The organism is Streptomyces sp. AM6-12, from assembly GCF_044327085.1.
GTDB lineage: Bacteria > Actinomycetota > Actinomycetes > Streptomycetales > Streptomycetaceae > Streptomyces.
The window spans coordinates 3,649,909-3,673,675 of sequence record NZ_JBIQWN010000001.1 but is presented as its reverse complement, the minus strand read 5'-3'; the positions used below and the strand labels follow the sequence as shown (position 1 = coordinate 3,673,675).

Below are 23,767 nucleotides of genomic sequence, written 5' to 3'. Positions count from 1 at the left end.
GACACTGTGGCAGCGACCGCCGACGAGAACGAAGCGACCGAGGAAATCACTGCCGCGTCCGACCCGGAACCCGCCGAGCCGCGCCGGCGTCCGGGCCGGATCGCGCAGGCCGTCAGCGTCTTCGGTGAACTGCTCATCACCGTGGGCGTGTTGCTCGGCCTCTTCGTCGTCTACTCGCTGTGGTGGACGAACGTACTGGCGGACCGCAAGGCCGACAAGCAGGCCGAGAAGGTGCGCGAGCACTGGGCACAGAGCGCGGCCGGCGGGCCGGGCGCGCTGGACACCAAGGACGGCATCGGTTTCCTGCACGTGCCCGCGATGAAGAACGGCTCGGTCCTGGTCGAGAAGGGCACCAGCACCGACGTCCTCAACAACGGCGTCGCCGGCTACTACACCGACCCGGTCAAGGCGATGCTCCCCATGACCGGCAAGAAGGGGAACTTCACCCTGGCCGCCCACCGCGACGGCCACGGCGCGAAGTTCCACAACATCGACAAGCTCGAGAAGGGCGACCCGATCGTCTTCGAGACGCGGGACGACTGGTACGTCTACAAGGTCGCCTCGATCCTCCCGGAGACCTCGAAGTACGACGTCGGCGTCGTCGACGCGGTCCCCAAGGAGTCCGGCTGGACGAAGCCCGGCCACTACATCACGCTGACCACCTGCACGCCCGTCTACACCTCGCGCTACCGCTACATCGTGTGGGGCGAACTGGTCCGGGTGCAGAAGGTCGACAGCAAGCGGACGCCCCCGCCGGAGCTGCGCTGAGCGTTCGCCTGGAACACGCCAGGGCCCCTGCCGGAAGATTCCGGCAGGGGCCCTGGCGTTCGCAGGACCGGGTCAGCCGTTCATGCCGCCGAAGATGTTGGGACCGCCGTTGTCCCCGTTGTCCCCGTTGTTGCCCCGGCCGCCCCCGCCGATGGCGGTCACGTCGACGGTCTGGCCCTTGTTGACCGTGGTGCCGGGCGCCGGGTTCGAGCTGACGACCAGCGCGTTGTCGTCATTGTCGCCCGTGACGTTGCCGAGCGAGAGACCCGCCTGGGCGAGCATCTGCTTCACGTCGCCGAGCTTCTTGCCCTGGATGCCCGGCACCTGGACCTGGTTGTTCTGCGCCTTGCCCACGTTGATCGCGACGGGCGTGTTCTTGGCGACCTGCTGACCGGCCGGCGGGTTGATCGACAGGACCTTGCCGTCGTCGTCCGGGTTGTCGGTCGGCTGGTCGTTGCAGGTCGGCACCAGGCCCATGCCCTGGAGTTCGGCCTTGGCATCGGCACAGGACTTGCCGACGACATCGCCCGGAATGGTCACCTTCTCCTCCGCCTTGGCGACGGTGAGGGTGATCGTGGCGCCCTTCTCGACCTCCGTGCCGAGGTCCGGGTTCTGCTTGATGACGGTGCCCGCCGGCTGGGTGGAGACCTCGTCCTTGCGGTTGACCTTGAACTGGTACTTGTCCCCGGTCAGGGCCGTCTGGGCGGCATCGAAGGTCTGGCCCAGGACGTTCGGCACGGCGACCTTGGGCGCGCCCGTGGAGATCACCAGGTCGACGGTGGTGTTCTTGGCGACCTTCCTGCCCTTCGCCGGATCCTGCGAGCACACCATGCCCTTGGGCTCGTTCTCGCAGGGCTTGCGGTCGGAGACGGAGACCTTCAGATCCACGTTCGCCGCGGTGTTGCGGGCGTCCTTCTCGGACATGCCGACGAAATTGGGCACCGAGGGCTTGTCGTTGACACCGTGCCCGCTGAACGCGTACTTCCCGATCAGGATGGCGCCGACCAGCACCAGGACACCGGCGACGATCAGCAGGATGGTGGAGGTGTTCGACTTCTTCGGCTGCTGGCGGCGCCGGTCGGGGCGGTCGTCGTAGCCGAAGCCGCCGTCGTCCCCGTTCATCGGCGGGAGCATGGCCGTGGCGGCCGCGGGCGACTCCGGGCGCAGCGCGGTGGTCGCCTGGTCGTCGCCGTAACCGGCGTAACCGACCGCGCCCAACGCGGCGGTGGCGCCGACCGGCTGGCCGTCCAGGCACGCCTCGATGTCGGCGCGCATCTCGTCGGCCGACTGGTAGCGGTAGTTGGGGTCCTTGACCAGCGCCTTGAGGACGATCGCGTCCATCTCGGGAGTGATCTCGGGGTCGAAGACGGAGGGCGCCTGCGGCTCCTCGCGGACGTGCTGGTAGGCCACGGCCACCGGAGAGTCGCCGACGAAGGGCGGCCGGACGGTCAGCAGCTCGTACAGCAGGCAGCCCGTGGAGTACAGGTCGGAGCGGGCGTCGACCTGTTCGCCCTTGGCCTGCTCGGGGGAGAGGTACTGGGCCGTGCCGATGACCGCCGCGGTCTGCGTCATCGTCATGCCGGAGTCGCCCATCGCACGGGCGATGCCGAAGTCCATCACCTTGACCTGGCCGCCCCGCGTCAGCATGACGTTGGCCGGCTTGATGTCGCGGTGGACGATGCCGTTGCGGTGGGCGTACTCCAGGCCCTGGAGGATGCCGATGGTCATCTCCATGGCGCGCTCCGGCAGCAGCTTGCGGCCGGAGTGGAGCAGCTCGCGCAGGGTGGAACCGTCGACGTACTCCATCACGATGTACGGGATGGAGACCCCGTCGATGTAGTCCTCGCCCGTGTCGTAGACCGCGACGATCGCGGGATGGTTGAGCGAGGCGGCCGACTGGGCCTCCCGGCGGAACCGGGCCTGGAAGGACGGGTCGCGCGCGAGGTCCGCGCGCAGCGTCTTCACCGCCACGGTGCGGCCGAGCCGGGTGTCATGCGCGAGGTAGACCTCGGCCATGCCACCACGGCCGAGCACGTGGCCCAGCTCGTACCGGCCGCCGAGGCGACGCGGCTCATCCATAGCTACCTACCAGCCCTCTCCGTCGGTCCCGGCCGTCACATCGCTGTGCGCCGAGGCTGCCGTCCGGGCCTACGGTACCCGGCTCGCTTTGTATGACCTGGCCAAGCTCGGATCCCGATACCGGACCGGTACCGCAACGTGCGTCGTTGGGAAAGCGATGTGATGGTCGTCACTTCTTGGAGTTGATGACCGCCTCCATCACGCTCTTCGCGATGGGCGCGGCCAGACCGCCGCCGGAGATGTCGTCGCGGTTGGCGTGCTCGTCCTCGACGACCACGGCCACGGCCACCGGGGAGCTGCCGTCGGGGAGCTTGGCGTAGGAGATGAACCACGCGTACGGGTTGGCGCTGTTGGCCACACCGTGCTGGGCGGTACCGGTCTTGCCGCCGACCTTGACGTTCGGGATCCGGGCGTTGGTGCCGGTGCCCTTCTCGACCACGGTCTCCATCATCGACTGGAGGATCTGCGCGTTCTGCGGCGACAGCGGCCGGCTCAGCTCCTGCGGCTTCGTCTTCTCCACCGGGTCGAGGTTGGAGGCCTCCAGCTCGTCCACCATGTACGGCTTCATCAGCTTGCCGTCGTTGGCGACCGCCGAGGCGACCATGGCCATCTGGAGCGGGGTCGCGGCGGTGTTGTACTGGCCGATGGAGGACAGCGCGGTCTGCGAGGCGTTCATGTTGTCCGAGAACACCGAGGCGTTGGAACGCACCGGGGTGAACTGCTCCGCGTCGAAGCCGAACTTCTTCGCCTCGGCCAGCATCTTGGCGTTGCCGAGGTCGGCGCCGATCTTGCCGAAGACGGTGTTGCAGGAGTACTGGAGCGCGATCCGCATGGTGGCGTTCTTGCAGGGCAGGTTGCCCTCGTTGGGCAGCGGGGTCGTGGTGCCCGGCATGATGTACGGCAGCGGCGAGTCGGTCGGCTGGTCGGCCGAGGTGTACTTGCCGTTCTCCAGCGCGGCCGCCGCGGTGACCACCTTGAAGGTGGAGCCCGGCGGGTAGGTCTCGCGCAGCGCCCGGTTGAGCGTCGGGTCGGCCGGGTCGTTCTTCTTCTGGAGCTTGTTCCAGGCCTTGGCGTCCTCGTCGGTGTTCCCCGCGAAGGCCGAGGGGTCGTACGACGGGTACGAGGCCAGCGCCAGGATCTTGCCGGTGGCCGGGTCGAGCGCGGCGACCGCGCCCTTGCCGCCGACGGCCTTCAGCCCGTTGTACGCGGCCTTCTGCGCGGCGGCGTTGAGCGTGGTGACGACGTTGCCGCCCTGCTTCGGCTTGCCCGTGATCATGTCCAGGGTGTTGCGGAAGAACAGCCGGTCGTCGTTGCCGGTGAGGATGCCGTCCTCCAGCTTCTCCAGCTGGCTGCCGTCGAAGGCCTGGGAGGAGTAGCCGGTCACCGGGGCCCACATGGGCCCGTTCTTGTAGGTGCGCTTGTACTTGAAGTCGCCGTGCTTGACCTCGGCCGAGCCGGTGATCGGGTTGCCGTCCACGATGATGTCGCCGCGCGGCGCGGAGTAGCGCTCGATGGCGACCCGGCGGTTGAGCGGGTCGCTGCGCAGGCTGTCGGCCTTGACGTACTGGAGGTAGTTGTCGCGGACGAGCAGGGCCAGCACGAGCAGGCCGCAGAAGATCGCGATCCGGCGCAGGGGTTTGTTCATGACGGGCGGACCACCTGGGTCATCTCGGCGTCGGGGTTGGCTGCGGGGGCGGGCGCCGGGCGGCGGGCGGTGTCGCTGATGCGGATCAGGATGCCGATGAGCGCCCAGTTGGCGATCACGGACGAACCGCCGTACGCGAGGAACGGCATGGTCATACCGGTCAGCGGGATGAGGCCCATCACACCGCCGGCCACGACGAAGACCTGGAGCGCGAAGGCGCCGGAGAGGCCGACGGCGAGCAGCTTGCCGAACGGGTCGCGGGCGGCGAGGGCGGTGCGCACGCCGCGTTCCACGATCAGGCCGTAGAGCAGCAGGATCGCCATGAGGCCGGCCAGCCCCAGCTCCTCGCCGAAGGTGGCGAGGATGAAGTCGGAGTTGGCGGCGAACTTGATCAGCTCGGAGTGGCCCTGGCCCCAGCCGGTACCCAGGGTGCCGCCGGAACCGAACGCCCACAGGGCCTGCATGGCCTGCTCGGAGTGGCCGGTGACGCCCGCCTGGGAGAGCTTGTACTCCTTCATCGGGTCGAGCCATGCCTGCACACGCATCTTCACGTGCGGCTCGAAGCTCGCCACGCCGACGGCGCCGGCCGCGGACATCAGCAGACCGAAGACGATCCAGCTGGTCCGCTCGGTGGCGACGTACAGCATGATCACGAACATGCCGAAGAACAGCAGCGACGTACCGAGGTCGGTCTCGAAGACCAGGATCAGGATGGACATCGCCCAGACCACGAGGATCGGACCGAGGTCGCGGCCGCGCGGCAGGTAGAGGCCCATGACACGGCGGCTGGCCAGGGCCAGCGCGTCGCGCTTCACCATCAGATAGCCGGCGAAGAAGATCGCGAGCACGATCTTGGCGAACTCACCGGGCTGGATGGTGAAACCGCCGACGGAGATCCAGATCTTGGCGCCGTAGACGTTCAGACCCAGCCCCGGAACCAGGGGGAGCAGCAGCAGGAGCAGCGCGCACACCATGGAGATGTACGTGTAGCGCTGGAACGTGCGGTGGTCCTTGAGGAAGTACAGCACCGCGACGAACAGGGCGATGCCCATCGCCGTGTACATCAGCTGGTTGGTCGCCTTGCCGCCCGCGACATGGATCTGCTGGAGCGCCTTGGACTGGTCGAGCCGCCAGATGGCGACGAGCCCGAGCCCGTTGAGCAGGGTGGACAGCGGCAGCAGCAGCGGGTCGGCGTACGGGGCGAACTTCCGTACGACGAGATGGGCCACGCCGGCCAGCAGGCCGAGGCCCAGGCCGTAGCTGAGCAGGCCGGAGGGTACGTGGTCGTCGATGGCCAGGCCCACGTTGGCGTAGGCGAACACCGGGATCAGCACCGCGAAGACCAGCAGGGCCAGCTCGGTGTTGCGGCGGCTCGGCGCGCCGATCGCGCCGATGGTGGACGTGTGGTGTGTCGGCGAGTTAGTCGTACTGCTCATCGTGTGACAGGGCCTCTCACGGCTTGCCTACTGCTTACCGCACAGCGAGACGACCTTCTGCTCATCCTCCGAGAGGGTGGGGCCGGGGCTGGGGGTCGCGGACGGGGTCGTGGACGAAGACTTCGAAGGTCCCGGCGTGCCCGCGGACGGACCCGTCTTGGGGTTCGTGGTCGCGGTCGTCCGGGTGAAGGCGGCGGTGGACAGGGTGCCGGTGGCGCCGTCCGCGCTGGACTTGCTCCCGCTGGACTTGCCCGTGTGCGGCTTGCCCGGCTGGGTGCGCTCGGCGTCCTGGCGCTCCGCCTCCTTCCTGCAGGCGGAGGCCTGCACGGCCAGCTCCTGGATCTTCGACTGGGCCTCCTTGAGGCCGTCCTCGGCGATCGTGGCCCTGACCTGCTTCTGCTGGTACGACGGCAGGTACTTGAGTTCGATCTCCGGGTGGTCCTGCTGCATCTTCGACAGCGACACCCAGGCCAGGTCCTGGCTGATCCCGCGGTACAGCGCGACGTGCTCCTCGTTGGCGCCGACGTAGTACTGCGTCTGCGTCCAGCGGTAACCGCCGTACAGGCCGCCGCCGATGACCGCGAGGGCGAGGGCGCTGTACAGCGACGCCTTCAGCCATCTGCGGCTCTTGCGTTTGGTGAAGTCGCCGTCGGCGTAGTCGTCGAAGCTGCCCGCCGGGATGTAGCCGGTGGTGTCGCCGGAGCCGGGCGGGCCGAACTCGCCGCCGCCGTGGCCCTGGCGGCCCAGGTGGGAGGCGCGGCCGGCCGGGGTCTGCATGATCCCGTTGTCGTGCAGGTGGCTCTGGTTCTCGGCGACCGCGCCGACCACGACCGGCTGGTCGGACAGCCGGCCCGCGAGCGTGTCGCCGGTGTCCAGGTCGAGGACGTCGGCCACGATGACGGTGATGTTGTCCGGGCCGCCGCCGCGCAGCGCGAGCTGGATGAGCTCCTGCACGGTCTCCTGCGGGCCCTGGTAGCTGGCGAGGGTCTCCTCCATCGTCTGGTGGGAGACGACGCCGGACAGGCCGTCGGAGCAGATCAGGTACCGGTCGCCGGCGCGGACCTCACGGATGGACAGGTCGGGCTCGACGTGGTCGCCGCTGCCGAGGGCACGCATCAGCAGCGAGCGCTGCGGATGGGTGGTGGCCTCTTCCTCGGTGATCCGGCCCTCGTCCACGAGCCGCTGCACCCAGGTGTGGTCCTGGGTGATCTGGGTGAGCACCCCGTCGCGCAGCAGGTAGGCGCGCGAGTCGCCGACGTGCACCATGCCGAGCCGCTGCCCGGTCCACAGCAGCGCGGTGAGCGTGGTGCCCATGCCCTCCAGCTGGGGGTCGTCCTCGACCATGGAGCGCAGCTGGTCGTTGGCGCGCTGCACGGCCACGCCGAGGGAGGTGAGGATGTCGGAGCCGGGCACGTCGTCGTCGAGGGTGACCAGCGTGGAGATGACCTCGGAGGAGGCGACCTCGCCGGCCGCCTGGCCGCCCATGCCGTCGGCGATCGCCAGCAGGCGGGGACCGGCGTAACCGGAGTCCTCGTTGCCCTCGCGGATCATGCCCTTGTGCGAACCGGCGGCAAAGCGCAGTGACAGACTCATGCGCACCTCGCCCGTCGGCTCCGAATGCAGCCGGTCGTGTCGAGCCACACTGCCCACCCTCCGGTCGGGAGCGCGCCGGGGACCGGAAGACGGTCCCCCGCCGCGTGCTCGCTCCGCTCGCGCTCACTCATGATGTAGCACTACTTCCGCAGCTCGATGACGGTCTTGCCGATGCGGATCGGCGCGCCCAGCGAGATCGGCGTGGGGGTCGTCAGCCGGGACCGGTCCAGGTAGGTGCCGTTGGTCGACCCCAGGTCCTCGACGATCCACTGGCCGTCGCGGTCGGGGTAGATCCTGGCATGGCGGCTGGAGGCGTAGTCGTCGTCCAGCACGATGGTGGAGTCGTGCGCCCGGCCCAGGGTGATGGTCTGGCCCTGGAGCGCGACGGTGGTGCCGGCCAGTGTGCCCTCGGTCACGACGAGCTTGCTGGGGGTGTTGCGCCCGCGCCGGCCGCCGCCGGCGGCCTGCTGGCCGCGCTGCTGCGGGGGCGCGGCCTGCTGCCGGGCCTGGCGGCCGCCCGCGGGCTGGGCCGCCCGCCCGGCCTCCCTACGCGATCCGCGCTGGGTGACGCGCGTACCGAACAGGTCGCTGCGGATGACCTGCACGGCCACGATCACGAACAGCCACAGTACGGCCAGGAAACCCAGCCGCATGACCGTGAGGGTCAGCTCTGACATTGCCCCCGCTTCACCCTTCGGCTTGCCTATAGATAACGGTGGTGCTGCCCACGACGATCCGCGAGCCGTCGCGGAGCGTAGCGCGGGTGGTGTGCTGCCCGTCCACCACGATGCCGTTGGTGGAACCGAGGTCCTGGATCGTGGAGGGCGAACCGGTGCGGATCTCGCAGTGCCGGCGGGAGACGCCGGGGTCGTCGATCCGTACGTCGGCCTCGGTGCTGCGGCCCAGCACCAGGGTGGCGCGGGAGATCTGGTGGCGGGTGCCGTTGATCTCGATCCAGTAGCGGGTGCGTCCGCCGCTCATCGGGGCGGCCGCGGGGCGCTGGGTGGCGGGCTGCGGGTAGCCGTAGCCGCCGGGGCGGGTGCCGGGCGGCGGGGCGGCGGGCATGGGGGGCGCGCCGGCGGGCATGGCGGGCGGATAGCCGTAACCGCCCTGGCCCGGTGCGCCGGCTCCGGCCCCGCCCGGCCGGCCCGGTGCCGCGGCGGGGCCCGGTCCGTGCGCGGGGGCCTGCTGGTCGCTGGAGGAGGCGAGGGTGCGCGAGCGCACCCGGTACAGCCCGGTGTCCAGGTCCTCGGCCTTCTCCAGGTTCACCTTGATCGGGCCCATGAAGGTGTAGCGCTGCTGCTTCGCGTAGTCGCGCACCATGCCGGCCAGCTCGTCCCCGAGCTGGCCGGAGTAGGGGCTGAGGCGCTCGTAGTCGGGCGCGCTGAGCTCCACGATGAAGTCGTTGGGTACGACGGTGCGGTCGCGGTTCCAGATCGTCGCGTTGTTGTCGCACTCGCGCTGGAGCGCGCCGGCGATCTCCACGGGCTGGACCTCGGACTTGAAGACCTTGGCGAAGGTGCCGTTCACCAGACCTTCGAGACGCTGCTCGAACTTCTTCAGGACTCCCATGGGGCACCTCCTCCGTCCCTTGTCGGTTCCTTGTCCTGCTCTGTGGTGCGTGTGGTGCGTGTGGTGCTGCCTGTGGTGCTCTGTGCGTTGCCTTGCCGGTACCGCCGGTACTGCTTACTGATCGTATCCACGCCCCCGGCAAACAGCCGGTTCCCCCAGCGGCTCCGCTTGGAACTCCTCCCCGGCATGGATCGTAGAGCCGGGCGAAGACCAGTGTCCCGCACCCGGCCCCGCCCCCGCCCCTCTCCTGGGGAGATGACCGGGACCGGTACGAGGTTGATACGTGAACCAGGACTCCTTGATACGCGGTGAAACGGCCGTGCGCTGTGCGGATGGTCACGGGTGTGGGGACGGTCACGGTGCGCACGGGCTGGCGCGGCGGGACGGGGCGGGACGCGGCGGTGGGGTCCGGGTCGGGGTTCGGGTCGGGCGTTCGCGGGGCGGGGTGTGGTGGGGCGCGCGGTGGGCGGTGGGTTGTGCGGTGGGTCGCGGTGGGTTGTGCGGTAAGGGGCTGGTCAGGGGCCCCGGGAAAGGGATGTGAACCCACCCCGTACGACGTGCTAATGTTCTGCATGTCGGAAGGGGCCAACCCGAAAGGGCCGAAGCCGGAAGACACACCCAATGCGCGGGTGGCGGAATAGGCAGACGCGCTGGATTCAGGTTCCAGTGCCCGCAAGGGCGTGGGGGTTCAACTCCCCCCTCGCGCACAGAGGGAATGGGCGGCATCGCGATGGCGATGCCGCCCATTCTTGTTTGCGTATGCCGTGGCATTCGTTTCTGGCCTCTGCTCTCTGTGAGGAAGGTCTCATGCCTGGGGGTGTGGCCGGATTGTTCGTGGAGGGTCCTTGCCGGAGGAAGGTGTCGGTCACGCCCGGCCGAGTTCTCGCAGTGCCGAGCTCGCGGCGTTGTGGCCGCACATGCCGTGCACGCCCGCGCCCGGTGGCGTCGCCGCCGAGCACAGGTAGACGCCGGGGATGCCCGTCGCGTACGGGTCGAGGGCCGGGCGCGGGCGGAACGCGAGCGAGGCGAGGGTGTTGGCGCCGGTGAGGATGTCTCCGCCGACGTAGTTGGGGTTGTACGCCGCCAGCTGGGCCGGGGTGCGGGCGGACAGGCCGACGACGCGGTCGCGCAGTCCGGGGGCGTACTGCTCGATCCGGTCCAGGACGGCGGCCGTCGCGTCGCCGTCGTAGCCGTGCGGGACGTGCGCATATGCCCACACGGGATGGATGTCGCCGGCCGAACGCCCGGAGTCGGCGAGGTGCTGCTGGGCGACCAGTACGAAGGGGCTTCGCGGCATCCGCCCGCGGGACACCGCCTGTTCGGCCTCCGCGATCTCCTCCGCGGTGCCGCCGAGGTGGACGGTGCCCGCCGTGCGGCACACCTCGGCGCGCCATGGCACGCCTCCCTCCACCGCCAGATCGACCTTGTATGCGGCGGGCCCGTGCCGGTAGCGGGTGTAGGCGCGTCGGACGCGGGCGGGAAGACGCGGACCGCACACCCGCGCCGCCGCGTGGGGAGCCAGGTCGAGCAGGATGGTGCGGGCGGGGGGAAGGTCTCGCAGGGAACGGACGGGGGTGCCCGTTTCGATGGTGCCGCCGAGTTCGACGAGACGGGCGGCGAGCGCGTCGGCGATGGCCTGAGAGCCCCCGCGGGCGACGGGCCAGCCGTGCCGGTGCGCGGCGGCGGTGAGCATGAGTCCGATGGCGGAGCTGCCGGGGGCGGCGAGCGGTTGCAGCGCGTGGGCGGCGACCCCCGCGAACAGGGCACGGGCCGCCTGGCCCCGCCATCGGCGCAGGGTCCACTGCGCGGGTTGGGCCGCCAGAAGCCCGAACCTGCCCGTCAGGACGGGGTGACGGGGCAGCCGCGCCAAGGGGCCCATGAGGTCTTCGCTCAGAGCGTCGTAGCGGGCGGTCAGGGGTGAGAACAGACGACGCCAGGCCGGGCCGTCGACGCCGAGACCCCGCACGGTCGCGGCCAGCTCGCGCTGGAGCACGGCCGCACGGCCGCCGTCGAGGGGGTGGGCGAGGGCGGTCTCGGTGTGCTCCCAGCGCAGCCCGTGGCGTTCGAGGCCGAGAGTACGCAGGTAGGGCGATGCGACGGCCATGGGATGCACCGCGGCGCAATGGTCGTGGAGCAGGCCGGGCACGGTGAGCTCGCTGCTGCGCGTCCCGCCGCCGATGGTGGTGGCGGCTTCCAGGACGGTCACGGAGAGGCCCGCCTGGGCGAGCGTGACGGCGCCCGCGAGGCCGTTCGGCCCTGCTCCCACGACGATGGCGTCGGCGGTCACCGCAGGGCGCCCTTGGTGTGCTGGAACCAGCGCAGGTATCCCGGCGCGGGGGACCCCAGGCCCGTGGCGTCGTCGTAGCCGTGGTGCGCGGGCAGGCCGAAGTCACGGCCGAGCGTGTAGAGGATGTAGCGCTGGGCGCCGGCGGAGGTGTCGGTGTCGGGGCCCTCGTCGCGGACCACGGTGAGGGGCGAGGATCCGGCGTTCGCGGGCCGGTCGGTGACGTCGTGGAAGATCTGGGGGCGGGAACCGGAGAGTGCGTACAGGAGCGGGTTGGCGAAGCCGATCCGGTGCCCGGAGGCCTGTTGTGCGTCGGCTTGGACGGCAGCGAAGGCGGGCGCCGCCGCGGAGGTGCCGCCGAATCCGATGAGGTGGAAGGTTCCCGCGTCGGTGAACCCGACCAGTACGGGCAGTGCCCCGTCACCCTCCATCGCGACGTCGGGTGTCGTGCGGTGCCCGGTGTCGCCGGTGCCGCGGCCGCGCTGGTACCAGGGCTGCGCGAAGTCGCTCGCGCCTCCTCCGCCGCCGAAGGCGAAGACGCCGGGGATGGGCCCCCAGGGTCCCTTGCCCGTGTCGGTGCGGATGGACAACTCGTCGCCCATGCTGGTCTCCCAGGCGTAGTCGCCGTGCCGGTCGAGGGCGAGGGTGGTGCCGCCGACCGAGGTCACCCACGGGGAGCCGCTGGGGAAGTCGGCCTGGGCGCGGGTGGTCTTCGGGTCGCAGTTGACGCCGGTCTGAGCTGCCCGGGGCGAGGAGTCGCCGCAGTCGCCCGCCGCGAAGTGGACACCGATGCCTTCGGCGGCGGCTTGCCCGAACAGCAGGTTCCACGACGCCACCAGCGCGGGTGTGAGGTGGCCGGGGCTGGAGTGGATGATCTCCGCCCAGGAGTTGGAGATGACGTCCGCCCGGCGGCCGTCGATGATGTACGACTCGGCGTCCATCAGGTCGTTGTCGAGGCAGGAGTTCGCGCCGACGTACAGGATGTTCGCGTCCGGGGCCAGGCCGTGGGCGAGGTCGACGTCGAGGGCTTGTTCGCCGGCCCAGGTGCGCGGGGGCGCGCAGGCGGCGCCGACATGCCAGTCGGCGGGCGTCACATGCTGGCGGTACTGGCCCGGCCGGAAGCGACGGTCGCCGGTGGCGCGGGTGTAGCGATCGGAGTCCGCGGCCACGTCCGGCGATCCGTAGGCATCGACGATGGCGATGGTGGAGCCGTGCCCGGTGGCGCCCTTGGTGCCGGCCCCGTAGGCGTGGCGCAGCTGGGCGGGGGTGTAGGGGCAGGGCGCATAGGTGGAGATCCTGCCGTACGCCTTGGGCATGTCGGTGGCGGGCTTCTCACCGAAGTGCCCGGAGCAGACGGCGCCGTCCGCGGGTACGTTCAGGGCGGGCGACGGAGTGGACAGCGGGTGGGCCGCGCCAGGGGCCGACAGGCCGGACACGCCGAGCACGGTGGCGCCGAGGGAGGCGGGCACACTGAGGTCGCCGGTGGGGGCGTCGCTCGTACCGCGGCCGGTGCGGTAGCTGTGCAGGCCCGTACCGAAGGCCCGCTGGACGGCGCGGGCGGGACCCTCGATGGCCAGGTAGTGGGAGGTGCGGCCGGTGACGGTGAACCCGGACCCGGACAACCAGGCGGTCACGGCGCGGACCTGATGAGTGGTCGGGCCGAAGCGCCGCTGGTACTCGGCCGGGGTGAGGTAGTGCCGGTAGTGCGGGCTGCGGGGATCGGTGATGTCACGCAGGAGCGCCACGAGCCCTTGCGGGTCACGGGAGTCGAGGTAGACCCGCGCATCGATGTGCCGATCGCCGGGCACCGGGCCGGAGTCGGTGGCAGGCGTCGCGAACGCGGGCCGGGATCCCGTCAGCGGATGCCGGTCGGCCGCGTGGGCCGCGGGCAGGAACCCGGCGGTGCCGAGCAGCGCGGCGCAGGCCGCTGCGACCAGGGACCGGCGGCGCGGATGACGTGGCGGGCGTATGAGGGCATGCAGGAACACGTATACGGACCTTCTGGTGTGGGAGCGCCGGAGGGCGCGCAGCGCAGAGCAGTCCGGCACGAACGGGGCTTCTCGCCGTACCGGACGCCGGCCGCTCAGGAACGGGGTGCTACGTGCGGATGGTCCGGCCCCGGCACAGCGGGCCCGAGACTCCTTCGAATTCCAGGTCGAGGCCGATGCCGTCGCGTTCGGCGTGGATGTGCAGGTGCGGCTCGGTGCTGTTGCCCGAGTTGCCGATCTGGCCGAGCACCTGCCCGGCGCGCACGGTGTCGCCCTTGGCCACGGTCACGGTGCCGGGGCGCAGATGAGCCAGCTTCACGATCTCGGAGCCCGTGTCGATCCACACGTGGTTGCCGTACAGGGGCTGGTAGCGGATGGTGCCGGGGTCCTGATCGGCGATGTGGTCGGCGGCGGAGACGACGGTGCCGTCGCAGGGCGCGTGCACAGGCTTCCCGTAGACGAGGTAGCTCTCGTTCCTGCCGGACACGCCCTTGGCGCGGTTCCGCGACCGGCTGCCGCCGGGGCCGACCTGGATGATGTCCAGGGCACCCCGCTGTTCGGTGAAGGCGAAATGGTGGTTGAGGCCGCGCCCTCCGCCCTGCGCGATGTACCAACTGCCGCCCCGCAGGGGGAACACGAGGGGGCGGGAGACGGCTGTTCCCCAGCGGTGGCGTCGTGCCCGGACGAGCAACGCGCAGAAGACGCCGACCAGGACGAGGCCCACGACGGGTTCGGCGGCATTGCCACCGGAGACGGGCAGCCCGGCCAGACGCCACGCGGAGGCGAGGGCGACGAGCGCCCCGGCCTCCACGGGCCGGCGGATCCACCACGGAAGCCGAGCGGGGGTGAACCGGCCCTCCAGGGCCACGTAGCCGGCCGCCACCATGAGCGCCCGCCCGCACCAGACGATGCGGGAGGGCGCATCCCAGCACGCTGCGATGCGCAGGACGAGCAACAGTGCCAGGACGCTCCACGCGAACGCTCCGCGTACCTCCGGCGGGATGCGCAGGCGCGGTGGCCGGTACGCCCCCGGTTGGATCAGGAACTCGTCGAGTCGCAGGCCGTCCTGGCTGACGGCGAAGGCGAGGGCTCGGCCGGTGGTGCCCTCGATCACCAGGCCGTCGCGGCTGTCGCGTATGCCGGTGACGTCTCCGATGCGCGCGAGCGTGGCGTCCACGATCTCGTCGAGCCGTGCGCGGCCCACGGCGGCGACCACGCGCGGCGCGAGATGCTCCCGGTCGGCGGCCTCGGCGGTGAGGAAGCGGTACAGGGCTTGCGCCGCGGCAGCTGCCGGCCCGTAGTCCGGCCGCCCCGCCTGGCGGGGCGTCGCCGGTTCCCCGGTCGTGTCACGCATCGGCCACACCGTCCTGTCCGGCCACCATGGCCACGGGGGTCATTCCGCCGGTGGGCAGCGGTGCCCAACGGCGTTGCTTCATCCGGTTCTTGACGGACCGCAAGCGCCGGGCGAGATGGTGCCGTCGGCCGTCGAAATCTGAAGCGGGCCGAGTATGTGAAAATTCAATTGTGCCCCCGTGTGCTCCCCGTGACAGCAGGATGGTCAATCCCGCCAATGGGTGATCTTCCGCAGCGCGCCGGGCCCCAGGCAAGGTCACGGGATCCCTTTTACTGAGAGTTGGCGCGTCTCTCACCTCGATTTGAGCCCCAGGGCGACCGGGCTGATCCGGTGTGACGTACGCCATCATTTGGGGAACTGCACCGCCGGCCGTATGAAGTGGGGCTGGTCTGGTGCATGGGGGAGTTTAGCGGTGCGGTCCAGTCTCTGAATCATCTGCACAACGTGATTTACGGGGGGGAGTTGGACGGCACACGTCTGCCGCTTTCGGCTGCCCCAGCACGAGATATGGCCGGCCGAGCAGCTGAATCCGAAAGGGCGGCAGTCTCGTATCGGTGAGTACCTGGAGATCCGCGGCCCCGTCGACGCGGAGAGATTCGAAGCCGCGCTCCGGCGGACCATCGCCGAGGCCGAACCCTCGCCAGGCTGGTGACGGTGTTCCCGCTGAGCGACCATGCCGAGGCACTGGTCCGGGTGTCCGACGGGTCGGTGATGAAGGCGGTCTTCACCTCCGGCTGAGAGAAGGCGCTTTAGTCCCGGCTGCTGATGGGGGTGTGGGGTGACCTCAGCCGTGCAGGACGGGCGCTGTCGTCTTCTCCGTGTCGGTGGCGGCGGATGTTCCGGCGTCCTGACCGGGACCTTGGACGAGGGTGAAGGCGGCCAGAGCGGCGATGCCGGGGATCGACACGGCCCACCAGCTCGCGACCGTGTACCCGTGGGCGGCGGCGTGATCGGTGAAGCCGGTCTTGCCGAGGGACCTGGCCTGCTGAAGGTGCCGGGCGGCTCAGGGGTGGCCCGAACTGCTCGCGACGGTGTTCAGCAGAGCGGTCCCGATCGATCCGCCGACCTGCTGCGAGGCGGAAACCGTGGCGGAAGCCACACCGGCGTCCCGCGTTCCGGGGGTGCGTGCAGGAAGCCGTTTCCCGGTGCGTTCGCCGAACGAGACGGGCGGCTCCCGTTGCCGTGATCGAAATAGAACGCTAGCCAAGTATTTCGGTGACCGATGTAATCTGGGGGTATGGGCACCGACACGCGACCGCACCCGTCCCTACGCCGCGGGCTCGCCCTGCTCACCTCCGAGCGGGCCCGCCCCGAGGCGGTCCGCGCACGGCCGGACAGCTGGTGGCTGGCCGTGGCCGCGGTGTGCTTCGGCGCCTTCATGGGCCAGCTCGACGCCAGCATCGTCACGCTCACCTACGGCGGTCTGCGCACCGATTTCCACGCCTCGCTCGCGGCCGTCGAATGGGTCTCGCTGGCCTATCTGCTGGCCCTCGTGGCGCTGCTGGTGCCCGCGGGACGACTGGCCGACGCCCACGGCCGCAAACTGCTCTACCTCTACGGCTTCGCCGTCTTCACCCTCGCCTCCGCGGCCTGCGGCTTCGCGCCCTCGCTGGCGGCCCTCGTGGCGTTCCGCGTGGTCCAGGCGGCCGGCGCGGCCATGATGCAGGCCAACAGCGTGGCGCTGGTGACCACCAGCGCGCCCCGCGAGCGGATGCGCGGCGCGCTCGGGGTGCAGGCCGCCGCGCAGGCCCTGGGGCTGGCCCTGGGACCGACGGTCGGGGGCGCCCTGGTGTCGACCCTGGGCTGGCGCTGGGTGTTCTGGGTGAACGTGCCCGTCGGCGTCGTCGCGCTCGTCGGCGGCCACTATCTGCTGCCCCGCACCCGCGCCCGCACCCAGGTCACCCGCTTCGACTGGCCGGGACTCCTGCTGCTCGCAACGGCCACCACCGGGACCCTCATGGGCGTCTCCGCCGCCTCCGGGCTGCCGGTGCCCGGCTGGGGCGTGGCCGCGCTGTTCGTGGTCGCGGCCGTCGCGGGATGGGCCTTCGTACGGCGCCAGCGGCAGGCCGCCGCGCCCCTGCTCGACCTCGCCCTGCTGCGGGTACGGGCGGTGGCGTACGGCCTGGTGGGCGCCCTGAGCGGCTACCTGGTGCTGTTCGGGCCGCTGGTGCTGGTACCGGTCGTACTCACCGCGCGCGGCGCCTCCGAGCTGACCGCGGGGCTGGTGCTCACCGCGCTGCCGGCCGGGTTCGCGCTGGCCGCGACCGGGGGCGACCGGGTGCTGCCGCGCGGCCTTTCGGACCGGGGGCGGTGCCTGGCCGGGGCGGGAGTCTTCACCGCCGCCATGGCCGCGCTGCTGGTCGTGCCGCCGGGGATCGGCGAACTGGTGCCACTGCTCGCGGTGACCGGGCTGGGGCTGGGGATGTTCACCCCGGCCAACAACGCGCTGATCATGGGCGCGATACCCGCACGGTCCTCCGGGACGGGCGGCGGCCTGGTGAACATGACACGGGGGCTGGGCACGGCGCTCGGAGTCGCGCTGGTCACGCTCGCGGTGCAGATGGGGGGCGGCGGGGCGGCGGCCGGGCGGGACGGGAGCCAGGAGGCCGCCGCGGTGGTCCTGGTGGCGGCGTCGGTGGTGGCGGTCGGGGCGGCTTGGTTCGGAGCGGGGGAGGGGGCGCGCCCCGAGAAGCCTCTCCCTGAATGACCCCGGAGCGCCTTCACTCCAGGTGATCCCGGAGACCTCCGATGAGAGGCCCCGTCTTACGCCCCCCTGGTGAGCCCCGTCCCCTGGTGAGCCCCGTCCCCTGGTGAGCCCCCGCCCCCTGGTGGCCGGCGTCGGGGGTGTCCGAGCCCCGGACGGACCGGCCGTCTCCGGATGCCGCCCGGCTAGGCTTTCCGCATGTCCGCGCAGCCACGCCCCGACGTCTCCGCGCCCGGTCCCGCCGCCCAGACGCGGACCGGCCCGGCCGGTGAGACGCGGCCCGGCCCGGCCGCAGGGGCCCCCGAGGCCCGTCTGCTCACCGAGGCCGTCACCCGGCTGCGCCGCGCGCTGCGCTCCTCGATCCGCACCGACTACCCGTGGGAGACCCTCCCCATGGCGCAGGTCGAACTGCTCCAGGTGCTCGGGGAGCACTCCCCCGCACGGATCAGCGACCTCGCCGCGCGCCGGCGCCTGGCGCCGAGCACGGTCAGCGGGCTGATCGGTCAGATGATCAGCGCGGGACTGGTGGCGCGGGACGTCGACGCCGCCGACCGCCGGGCCTCCGTCGTCACCCTCACCGACGCCGGCCGCGAGAAGCTCGCGGCCTGGACCACGGCGCACGAACGCCGCATCGACGCCGCACTCGGCGCCCTGGACGACGACGCCCGCGAAGCCATCGGGAACGCCCTGCCCGCGCTGTTCCAACTCGCGGAGAACCTGGGCGGAGAGACGGGAGAGGCACCGGCGGAACGGTGAACCGGCCGTCGGGGCACCGGACTTCTCGGACTTCTCGGACTTCTCGGGCTTCTCCGTGACGGGCGGGCGGCCCGGCGCGCGTGAGTTATCCACAGCCGCCGGGTTGTCCACAGGAGCTGATGCGGTTTCCCGCACCGGTTGTACGGTCGTGCCGAGTTGATGTTCGTCTCGATGCGTACGGGGGAGGCGGTCGCTGTGACCGGGAGCGGTGCGGGCGTGATGAGGGAGCCGCGGCAGGAGGAGCGCGGGGAGCTGGGGAAGCGGCCCGAGGACGGGGCGCGCAGGCTGCCACGGGTGCGCGGGTTCGCCGCGTGGCCCCGGCAGGGCTCGCCCAAGGAGGAGGGCAGGGCATTGCGGACAAGCGTGCCGCGCCGCGTCCATGCCACCTTCGAACCGGACGCCGCCCGCCCGGACGCGGTGCGTGCCGTCATCGAGTCCAACGCCGGCCGGATAGCGGAGCTGACCCCGATCCGCGTGGGCCGGATGGCGGCCACCCCCTTCGCCTTCCTGCGGGGTTCCGCCGGACTCATGGCGTACGACCTGGCCCGCACCCCCGTGACCGGGATAGGCGCACAGCTCTGCGGCGACGCGCACGCCGCCAACTTCGGGCTGTACGGCGACGCCCGCGGCGGCCTCGTCATCGACCTCAACGACTTCGACGAGACCGTGCACGGCCCCTGGGAGTGGGACCTGAAGCGGCTCGCCACCTCCCTGGTGCTGGCCGGTCGCGAGGCCGGTGCCGACGAGGACACCTGCCGTGCCGCGGCGCGCGACGCGGCCGGCGCCTACCGCCACACCATGCGGCTGCTGGCGAAGCTCCCGGCGCTGGACGCGTGGAACGCCATCGCGGACGAGGAACTGGTCTCCCACGCCGACGCCCACGACCTGCTCGGCACCCTGCAACGGGTCTCGGAGAAGGCGCGGGCCAACACCAGTGGCCGGTTCGCGGCGAAGTCGACCGAACCGCACCCGGACGGCGGGCGGCGCTTCACCGACGCCCCGCCGGTGCTGCGCCGGATACCGGACGCCGAGGCCGCCGCGGTCGCCGCGTCCCTGGAGCAGTACCTGACGACCCTGCCCGAGGACCGCAGTCCCCTGCTCGCCCGGCACACGGTGCACGACGTGGCCTTCCGCGTGGTCGGCACCGGCAGCGTCGGCACCCGCTCGTACGTGGTCCTGCTCCTCGACCACCGCGAGCATCCGCTGGTCCTCCAGGTGAAGGAGGCCCGCCCCTCCGCGCTGCTCCCGCACCTGGCCACCGCCGGCTTCGCGACCCCGCCGGTCGCGCACGAAGGACGACGGGTCGTGCGCGGGCAGCAGCGGATGCAGGTGGTCAGCGACACCCTGCTCGGCTGGACCACGGTCAACGGACTGCCTTTCCAGGTACGGCAGTTCCGCAACCGCAAGGGCAGCGTCGACCCGGCCGCCCTCGCCGCCGACCAGCTCGACGACTACGCCCGCATGACCGGCGCCCTGCTGGCCCGCGCCCACTCCCACAGCGCGGACCCGCGCCTGATCGCCGGCTACTGCGGCAAGAACGAGGACCTGGACAACGCCATCGCCACCTTCGCCCTGACCTACGCGGACCTCACGGAGTCCGACCACACGACCCTGCTCACGGCGATACGGGCGGGCCGGATAGCGGCGGAGCTGGGTGTGTAGGGGGGGTGGGGGCGGGGCGGGGGGCACGTGTGGGGAGGGGAGGGAGGGGGAGGGGGAGGGGGGCGCCCCCCGAGGTGCGGGGAAACGAGCGACCGGCCACCACGAACCCGCACCCGTCAACCGGCCCACCTCTCCCACGCCGTTCCGCCCCCGCACCCCGCCCACCCCATGAATCCGGCTCCGACCCGGCCGCCCCCCTCCGTCCCGGCTTCACGCCGAGCGCAGCGACTACGCTGGGCGGGTGAGCACCCCGGAAGCCGAACAACCCCACGCCCCCCGCCCCGAGGCGCGGCTCGAGAAGGCCGTGCGGGCCGCCGAGCAGGCGTTGATCGAGTACGAGATCGCCGTGGAGACCTTCCGCGTCGAGGTCGAGAACTTCTCCCGGCTGCACGAACAGCGTCTCGGCCCGCTCTACCTGCGCCTCGAGGAACTGGATGCCGAGATCGCCGAGGCGACGGCCGCCCGCACCGGTGACCCGGAGGATGTGCGCCGCGCCCAGGAGGCCCGCGCCAACGTCCTGCCGATCCCCGGCGTCGAGGAGCTGATGCACGGCTGGATGGACGGCCACGGCCTCTATCCCGAGGCCGCCGCCATGCTCACCGACCAGGCGGTACGCCCCCCGGAGCGGGTACGGCCCAGCGAGGAGGCCCGCAAGCTGTACCGCGACCTCGCCCGCAAGGCCCACCCCGACCTGGCGCAGGAGGAGGACGAGCGCACCCGGCGCGAGGAGTTCATCACCCGCGTCAACGCCGCCTACGCCCGCGGTGACGAGGCCCTGCTGAAGGAACTGGCCGAGGAATGGGCGGCGGGACCGGTACCGCCCGAGCGGCGCCCGAGCCCCGCCGAGGAGCTGTACGCCCGCCTCGAATGGCTCTCCCAGCGCAAGGAGCTGCTCAACCTGGTCGCCCGCGAACTGGAGGACGGCGCCATCGCCGGCATGCTCCGCCTCGCCCCGGACGACCCCGACGCGCTGCTGGACGAGATCGCCGACAAGCTCCGCGCCGACATCACCCGGCGTGAGGAGGAACTGGCGGTCCTGCTGGCGCAGGACTGAACCGCGTCCGTCGTCGGGTAGCGTCGGAGGCATGAATTTCGGAGCTGGTGTGCCCACCGTCGGTGTCACGGACCTCAAGGACGACGACTTCCTGCTGGACGTCCGCGAGGACGACGAGTGGCAGGCGGGCCACGCCGAGGGAGCGCTGCACATCCCGACCAGTGAGTTCGTGGCCCGGTACGGAGAGCTGACCGAGGCCGCCCCGCAGGACGGCCGCGTTCACGTGATCTGCCGCTCCGGCGGCCGATCCGCCCAGGTCACCATGTATCTGGTGCAGCAGGGCATCGACGCGGTGAACATCGACGGTGGCATGCAGTCCTGGGCCGCCGCGGGCCGCCCGGTGATCACCGACGACGGCCGTCCCGGCCACGTCCTCTAGCCCACTCGCCCCACTCACCTCATCTGCCCCCTCGCTCGCAGACCGCTCGCGGGCGGCCAGGCGCCAGTTCCAGGTGCCTGTCCATGGGCGTGGTAGCGGTGCAGGGGGCAGTCGGGTCCGCGCCGAAGCCCCGGTGCGTTCCGTGGTGTGATCCTCAGCGGTCGAAGTCCAGTTCCACCTGTTCGGTCAGCGGATGGGACTGGCAGGCCAGTACGTACCCGGCGTCCGTCTCCTCCTCTTCCAGGGCGAAGTTGCGGTCCATGCGCACCTCGCCGGAGACGAGGAAGGCCCGGCAGGTGCCGCAGACGCCGCCCTTGCAGGCGTAGGGCGCGTCGGGGCGGTTACGCAGGACGGTGTCGAGCAGGGACTCGCCCTCCTGCGCCGGCCAGGTGCCGCCGCGTCCGTCGAGCCGTGCGGTGACCGTGCTGTGCGCGGCTCCCGGCGCGGTGCCGGGCGCGGTAGGTCCCGAGTCCACGTGGAAGATCTCCTGGTGGATCCGGGCGCGGTCCACGCCCAGGCCGCGCAGCGCCCCCTCGGCGCCCTGCACCAGTCCGTAGGGTCCGCACAGGAACCATCCCGCCACCCGCTCCACCGGCAGCAGCGCGGGCAGGAGTTGGGTGAGACGCGGCTGGTCGAGCCGGCCGGACGGCAGGCCCGCCTGCTGCTCCTCGCGGGAGAGCACGGTCACCAGCTGAAGCCGCTCGGGGTAGCGGTCCTTGAGGTCGGCGACCTCCTCCAGGAACATCGTGGACGCCGCCGTACGGTCACTCCGGACCAGACAGAACCGGGCCTCCGGCTCCCGCGCCAGCAGGGTGGAGACGATGGACAGCACCGGGGTGATGCCGCTGCCGCCGACGATCGCCGCGTACAGGCCCGGCGCGGGTTCCAGGGTGAAGCGGCCGGCGGGGGTCATCACCTCCAGTTCGTCCCCGAGGTTGATCTCCTTCAGCGCGTAGGTGGAGAAGGCGCCGCCCTCCACCAGCCGCACCCCCACGCGCAGGCTGCTCGGGCCCTCGCCGTCCGGGGCGGGCGCGGGGGAGCAGATCGAGTAGGTGCGCCGCACCTCCGAGCCGTCCACCCGGCGCCGCAGCGCGAGGTGCTGGCCGGGTGCGTGCCGGTACTCGGCGCGCAGCTCGGGCGGGACGGTGAGGGTGAGGGCGACGGAGTCGTCGGTGAGCCGGTCGACCGCGGCCACCTGGAGCGGGTGGAAGCGCGCCATCACAACTCCTTGAAGTGGTCGAACGGTTCGCGGCAGGACAGGCAGCGGCGCAGCGCCTTGCACGCGGTGGAGGAGAACCTGCTCAGCAGTTCGGTGTCGGCCGAGCCGCAGTGCGGGCACTGGACGGGCTCGGCCTCGGCCTCGGTGGTGCCGACGGCCCCGGTGGTCGCGGTGTCGCCGGTGCGGGTCGGGCCCAGGGCCAGTGGTACAGGGCCAGAGGTCTTGCGGGTCCTCGGGGGAGCTATGCCGAACTCCCGGAGTTTGCGGCGGCCTTCGGGGGTGATGTCGTCGGTCGACCAGGCGGGCGTGAGCACCGTACGCACCGAGACCTCGCGCAGGCCGTGCTCCCGCAGGACCCGTTCGATGTCGAGGGACATCGCCTCGATGGCCGGGCAGCCGGTGTAGGTCGGGGTCAGGTCGACCTCGGCGGCATCGGGGCTGTGCAGGCGCAGCGCGCGCACCACGCCCAGCTCATGGAGTGTGAGCACCGGAAGCTCGGGGTCGGGGACCGAACCGGCCAGCTCCAGGAGTTCCGCCTCCAGGGCGGTGGCGGTCACCATGACGCCCCCGGATGACTGCGGTGCAGATGCTGCATCTCGGCGAGCATCCGGCCGAAGGACTCGGTGTGGATGCCCTGGCGGCCGGCGCCCGCTGACCAGGCTCCGGTGCGGGGCCCCTCGGGGACGGTGAGGGTGGCCCTGCCGAGTACGCGCGTGACCGACTCCAGCCAGCGGGACTCCAGGTCCGCCCAGTCGACGTCCAGTCCCTCCACGGGCTGGAACATCTCCCCGGTGAAACGCCACAGCGCGTCACAGGCGCGGCGCATCCGCTCATGGCTGGTCTCGGTGCCGTCGCCGAGGCGCAGGGTCCACTGTTCGGCGTGGTCGCGGTGGTAGGCGACCTCCTTGACCGCCTTCGCGGCCAGCGGCGCGAACGGGCCGTCACCGGCGGCGAGTTCGGCGTGCAGCAGGTGCTGGTAGGTGGAGAAGTACAGCTGGCGGGCGATGGTGTGGGCGAAGTCGCCGTTCGGCTGCTCGACCAGCTGGAGGTTGCGGAAGGACCGCTCCTCGCGCAGGAAGGCCAGTTCGTCCTCGTCGCCGGCCAGGGACAGCAGCACGCGGGCCTGGCCGAGCAGGTCGAGGGCGATGTTGGCGAGGGCGACCTCCTCCTCCAGGGCGGGGGCGTGCCCGGCCCACTCCCCCAGGCGGTGGGAGAGCACCAGGGCGTCGTCGCCGAGCGCGAGCGCGGCGGTCACCGGGACGGTCGCGGGGCCG

Annotated in this window: 19 protein-coding genes and 1 tRNA gene; 7 read left to right on the top strand and 13 right to left on the bottom strand. The window is 71.5% G+C overall.

Annotated features, from left to right (window positions below; all coding sequences use genetic code 11):
• Positions 1 to 6 precede the first annotated feature (6 nt).
• A complete protein-coding gene (locus ACE4Q9_RS16545) occupies positions 7 to 768 on the top strand; it encodes a class E sortase (protein ID WP_397985000.1) in 762 nt (253 codons plus the stop codon).
• Between the two features lie 72 nt (positions 769 to 840).
• On the opposite strand, the gene pknB is transcribed toward ACE4Q9_RS16545, so the two are convergent.
• The 6 genes from pknB to ACE4Q9_RS16515 all read right to left on the bottom strand — a co-directional run bounded on the left by pknB (position 841) and on the right by ACE4Q9_RS16515 (position 9,093).
• Complete coding sequence (pknB, locus tag ACE4Q9_RS16540; protein ID WP_397984999.1) at positions 841 to 2,847, bottom strand: Stk1 family PASTA domain-containing Ser/Thr kinase; 2,007 nt, start codon at positions 2,845 to 2,847, stop codon at positions 841 to 843.
• Positions 2,848 to 3,016: 169 nt separating this feature from the next.
• Positions 3,017 to 4,492, bottom strand: coding sequence for a peptidoglycan D,D-transpeptidase FtsI family protein (locus tag ACE4Q9_RS16535; RefSeq protein ID WP_397984998.1), 1,476 nt, complete (start codon positions 4,490 to 4,492; stop codon positions 3,017 to 3,019).
• Complete coding sequence (locus ACE4Q9_RS16530; protein WP_397984997.1) at positions 4,489 to 5,928, bottom strand: FtsW/RodA/SpoVE family cell cycle protein; 1,440 nt, start codon at positions 5,926 to 5,928, stop codon at positions 4,489 to 4,491. The genes ACE4Q9_RS16535 and ACE4Q9_RS16530 overlap by 4 nt, the downstream gene beginning before the upstream one ends.
• Before the next feature lie 27 nt (positions 5,929 to 5,955).
• Complete coding sequence (locus ACE4Q9_RS16525) at positions 5,956 to 7,521, bottom strand: Stp1/IreP family PP2C-type Ser/Thr phosphatase (protein ID WP_397984996.1); 1,566 nt, start codon at positions 7,519 to 7,521, stop codon at positions 5,956 to 5,958.
• 140 nt (positions 7,522 to 7,661) lie between these two features.
• On the bottom strand, positions 7,662 to 8,198 hold the full coding sequence (locus tag ACE4Q9_RS16520; RefSeq protein WP_397984995.1) for an FHA domain-containing protein: 537 nt from the start codon (positions 8,196 to 8,198) through the stop codon (positions 7,662 to 7,664).
• 10 nt (positions 8,199 to 8,208) lie between these two features.
• The gene (locus tag ACE4Q9_RS16515; protein WP_397984994.1) at positions 8,209 to 9,093 is read right to left on the bottom strand and encodes an FhaA domain-containing protein; all 885 of its coding nucleotides are present in this window, start codon (positions 9,091 to 9,093) and stop codon (positions 8,209 to 8,211) included.
• 623 nt (positions 9,094 to 9,716) lie between these two features.
• Here ACE4Q9_RS16515 and ACE4Q9_RS16510 point away from each other — a divergent pair.
• A tRNA-Leu gene (locus ACE4Q9_RS16510) sits at positions 9,717 to 9,800 on the top strand.
• Positions 9,801 to 9,958: 158 nt separating this feature from the next.
• Here ACE4Q9_RS16510 and ACE4Q9_RS16505 read toward each other — a convergent pair.
• The 4 genes from ACE4Q9_RS16505 to ACE4Q9_RS16490 all read right to left on the bottom strand — a co-directional run bounded on the left by ACE4Q9_RS16505 (position 9,959) and on the right by ACE4Q9_RS16490 (position 15,626).
• Positions 9,959 to 11,380 (bottom strand): phytoene desaturase family protein, encoded by a 1,422-nt coding sequence (locus ACE4Q9_RS16505; RefSeq protein WP_397984993.1) that lies wholly within the window; start codon positions 11,378 to 11,380, stop codon positions 9,959 to 9,961.
• Complete coding sequence (locus ACE4Q9_RS16500; RefSeq protein WP_397984992.1) at positions 11,377 to 13,365, bottom strand: protease pro-enzyme activation domain-containing protein; 1,989 nt, start codon at positions 13,363 to 13,365, stop codon at positions 11,377 to 11,379. The genes ACE4Q9_RS16505 and ACE4Q9_RS16500 overlap by 4 nt, the downstream gene beginning before the upstream one ends.
• A gap of 109 nt (positions 13,366 to 13,474) precedes the next feature.
• Positions 13,475 to 14,719: a M23 family metallopeptidase gene (locus ACE4Q9_RS16495; RefSeq protein ID WP_397984991.1), complete on the bottom strand. Its 1,245-nt coding sequence runs from the start codon at positions 14,717 to 14,719 to the stop codon at positions 13,475 to 13,477.
• A gap of 784 nt (positions 14,720 to 15,503) precedes the next feature.
• Positions 15,504 to 15,626, bottom strand: coding sequence for a hypothetical protein (locus ACE4Q9_RS16490; RefSeq protein ID WP_397984990.1), 123 nt, complete (start codon positions 15,624 to 15,626; stop codon positions 15,504 to 15,506).
• Positions 15,627 to 15,956: 330 nt separating this feature from the next.
• On the opposite strand from ACE4Q9_RS16490, the gene ACE4Q9_RS16485 reads away from it, so the two are divergent.
• The 5 genes from ACE4Q9_RS16485 to ACE4Q9_RS16465 all read left to right on the top strand — a co-directional run bounded on the left by ACE4Q9_RS16485 (position 15,957) and on the right by ACE4Q9_RS16465 (position 21,274).
• A complete protein-coding gene (locus ACE4Q9_RS16485) occupies positions 15,957 to 17,426 on the top strand; it encodes an MFS transporter (protein WP_397984989.1) in 1,470 nt (489 codons plus the stop codon).
• Positions 17,427 to 17,621: 195 nt separating this feature from the next.
• Positions 17,622 to 18,179, top strand: coding sequence for a MarR family winged helix-turn-helix transcriptional regulator (locus ACE4Q9_RS16480; RefSeq protein ID WP_397984988.1), 558 nt, complete (start codon positions 17,622 to 17,624; stop codon positions 18,177 to 18,179).
• Positions 18,180 to 18,398: 219 nt separating this feature from the next.
• Positions 18,399 to 19,841 carry a DUF2252 domain-containing protein gene (locus ACE4Q9_RS16475; RefSeq protein WP_397984987.1) on the top strand — a complete coding sequence of 481 codons (1,443 nt, stop codon included), beginning with the start codon at positions 18,399 to 18,401 and terminating at the stop codon, positions 19,839 to 19,841.
• A 241-nt stretch (positions 19,842 to 20,082) separates the two neighbouring features.
• The gene (locus ACE4Q9_RS16470; protein ID WP_397984986.1) at positions 20,083 to 20,895 is read left to right on the top strand and encodes a hypothetical protein; all 813 of its coding nucleotides are present in this window, start codon (positions 20,083 to 20,085) and stop codon (positions 20,893 to 20,895) included.
• 49 nt (positions 20,896 to 20,944) lie between these two features.
• Positions 20,945 to 21,274 carry a rhodanese-like domain-containing protein gene (locus ACE4Q9_RS16465; protein WP_397987240.1) on the top strand — a complete coding sequence of 110 codons (330 nt, stop codon included), beginning with the start codon at positions 20,945 to 20,947 and terminating at the stop codon, positions 21,272 to 21,274.
• A gap of 154 nt (positions 21,275 to 21,428) precedes the next feature.
• On the opposite strand, the gene ACE4Q9_RS16460 is transcribed toward ACE4Q9_RS16465, so the two are convergent.
• The 3 genes from ACE4Q9_RS16460 to paaC are packed head-to-tail and all read right to left on the bottom strand — an operon-like array spanning position 21,429 to position 23,748.
• Positions 21,429 to 22,493: a 2Fe-2S iron-sulfur cluster-binding protein gene (locus tag ACE4Q9_RS16460; RefSeq protein WP_397984985.1), complete on the bottom strand. Its 1,065-nt coding sequence runs from the start codon at positions 22,491 to 22,493 to the stop codon at positions 21,429 to 21,431.
• Positions 22,493 to 23,053, bottom strand: coding sequence for a 1,2-phenylacetyl-CoA epoxidase subunit PaaD (gene paaD / locus ACE4Q9_RS16455; protein ID WP_397984984.1), 561 nt, complete (start codon positions 23,051 to 23,053; stop codon positions 22,493 to 22,495). The genes ACE4Q9_RS16460 and paaD overlap by 1 nt, the downstream gene beginning before the upstream one ends.
• A complete protein-coding gene (paaC, locus tag ACE4Q9_RS16450; protein ID WP_397987239.1) occupies positions 23,047 to 23,748 on the bottom strand; it encodes a 1,2-phenylacetyl-CoA epoxidase subunit PaaC in 702 nt (233 codons plus the stop codon). The genes paaD and paaC overlap by 7 nt, the downstream gene beginning before the upstream one ends.
• Positions 23,749 to 23,767: the final 19 nt, after the last annotated feature.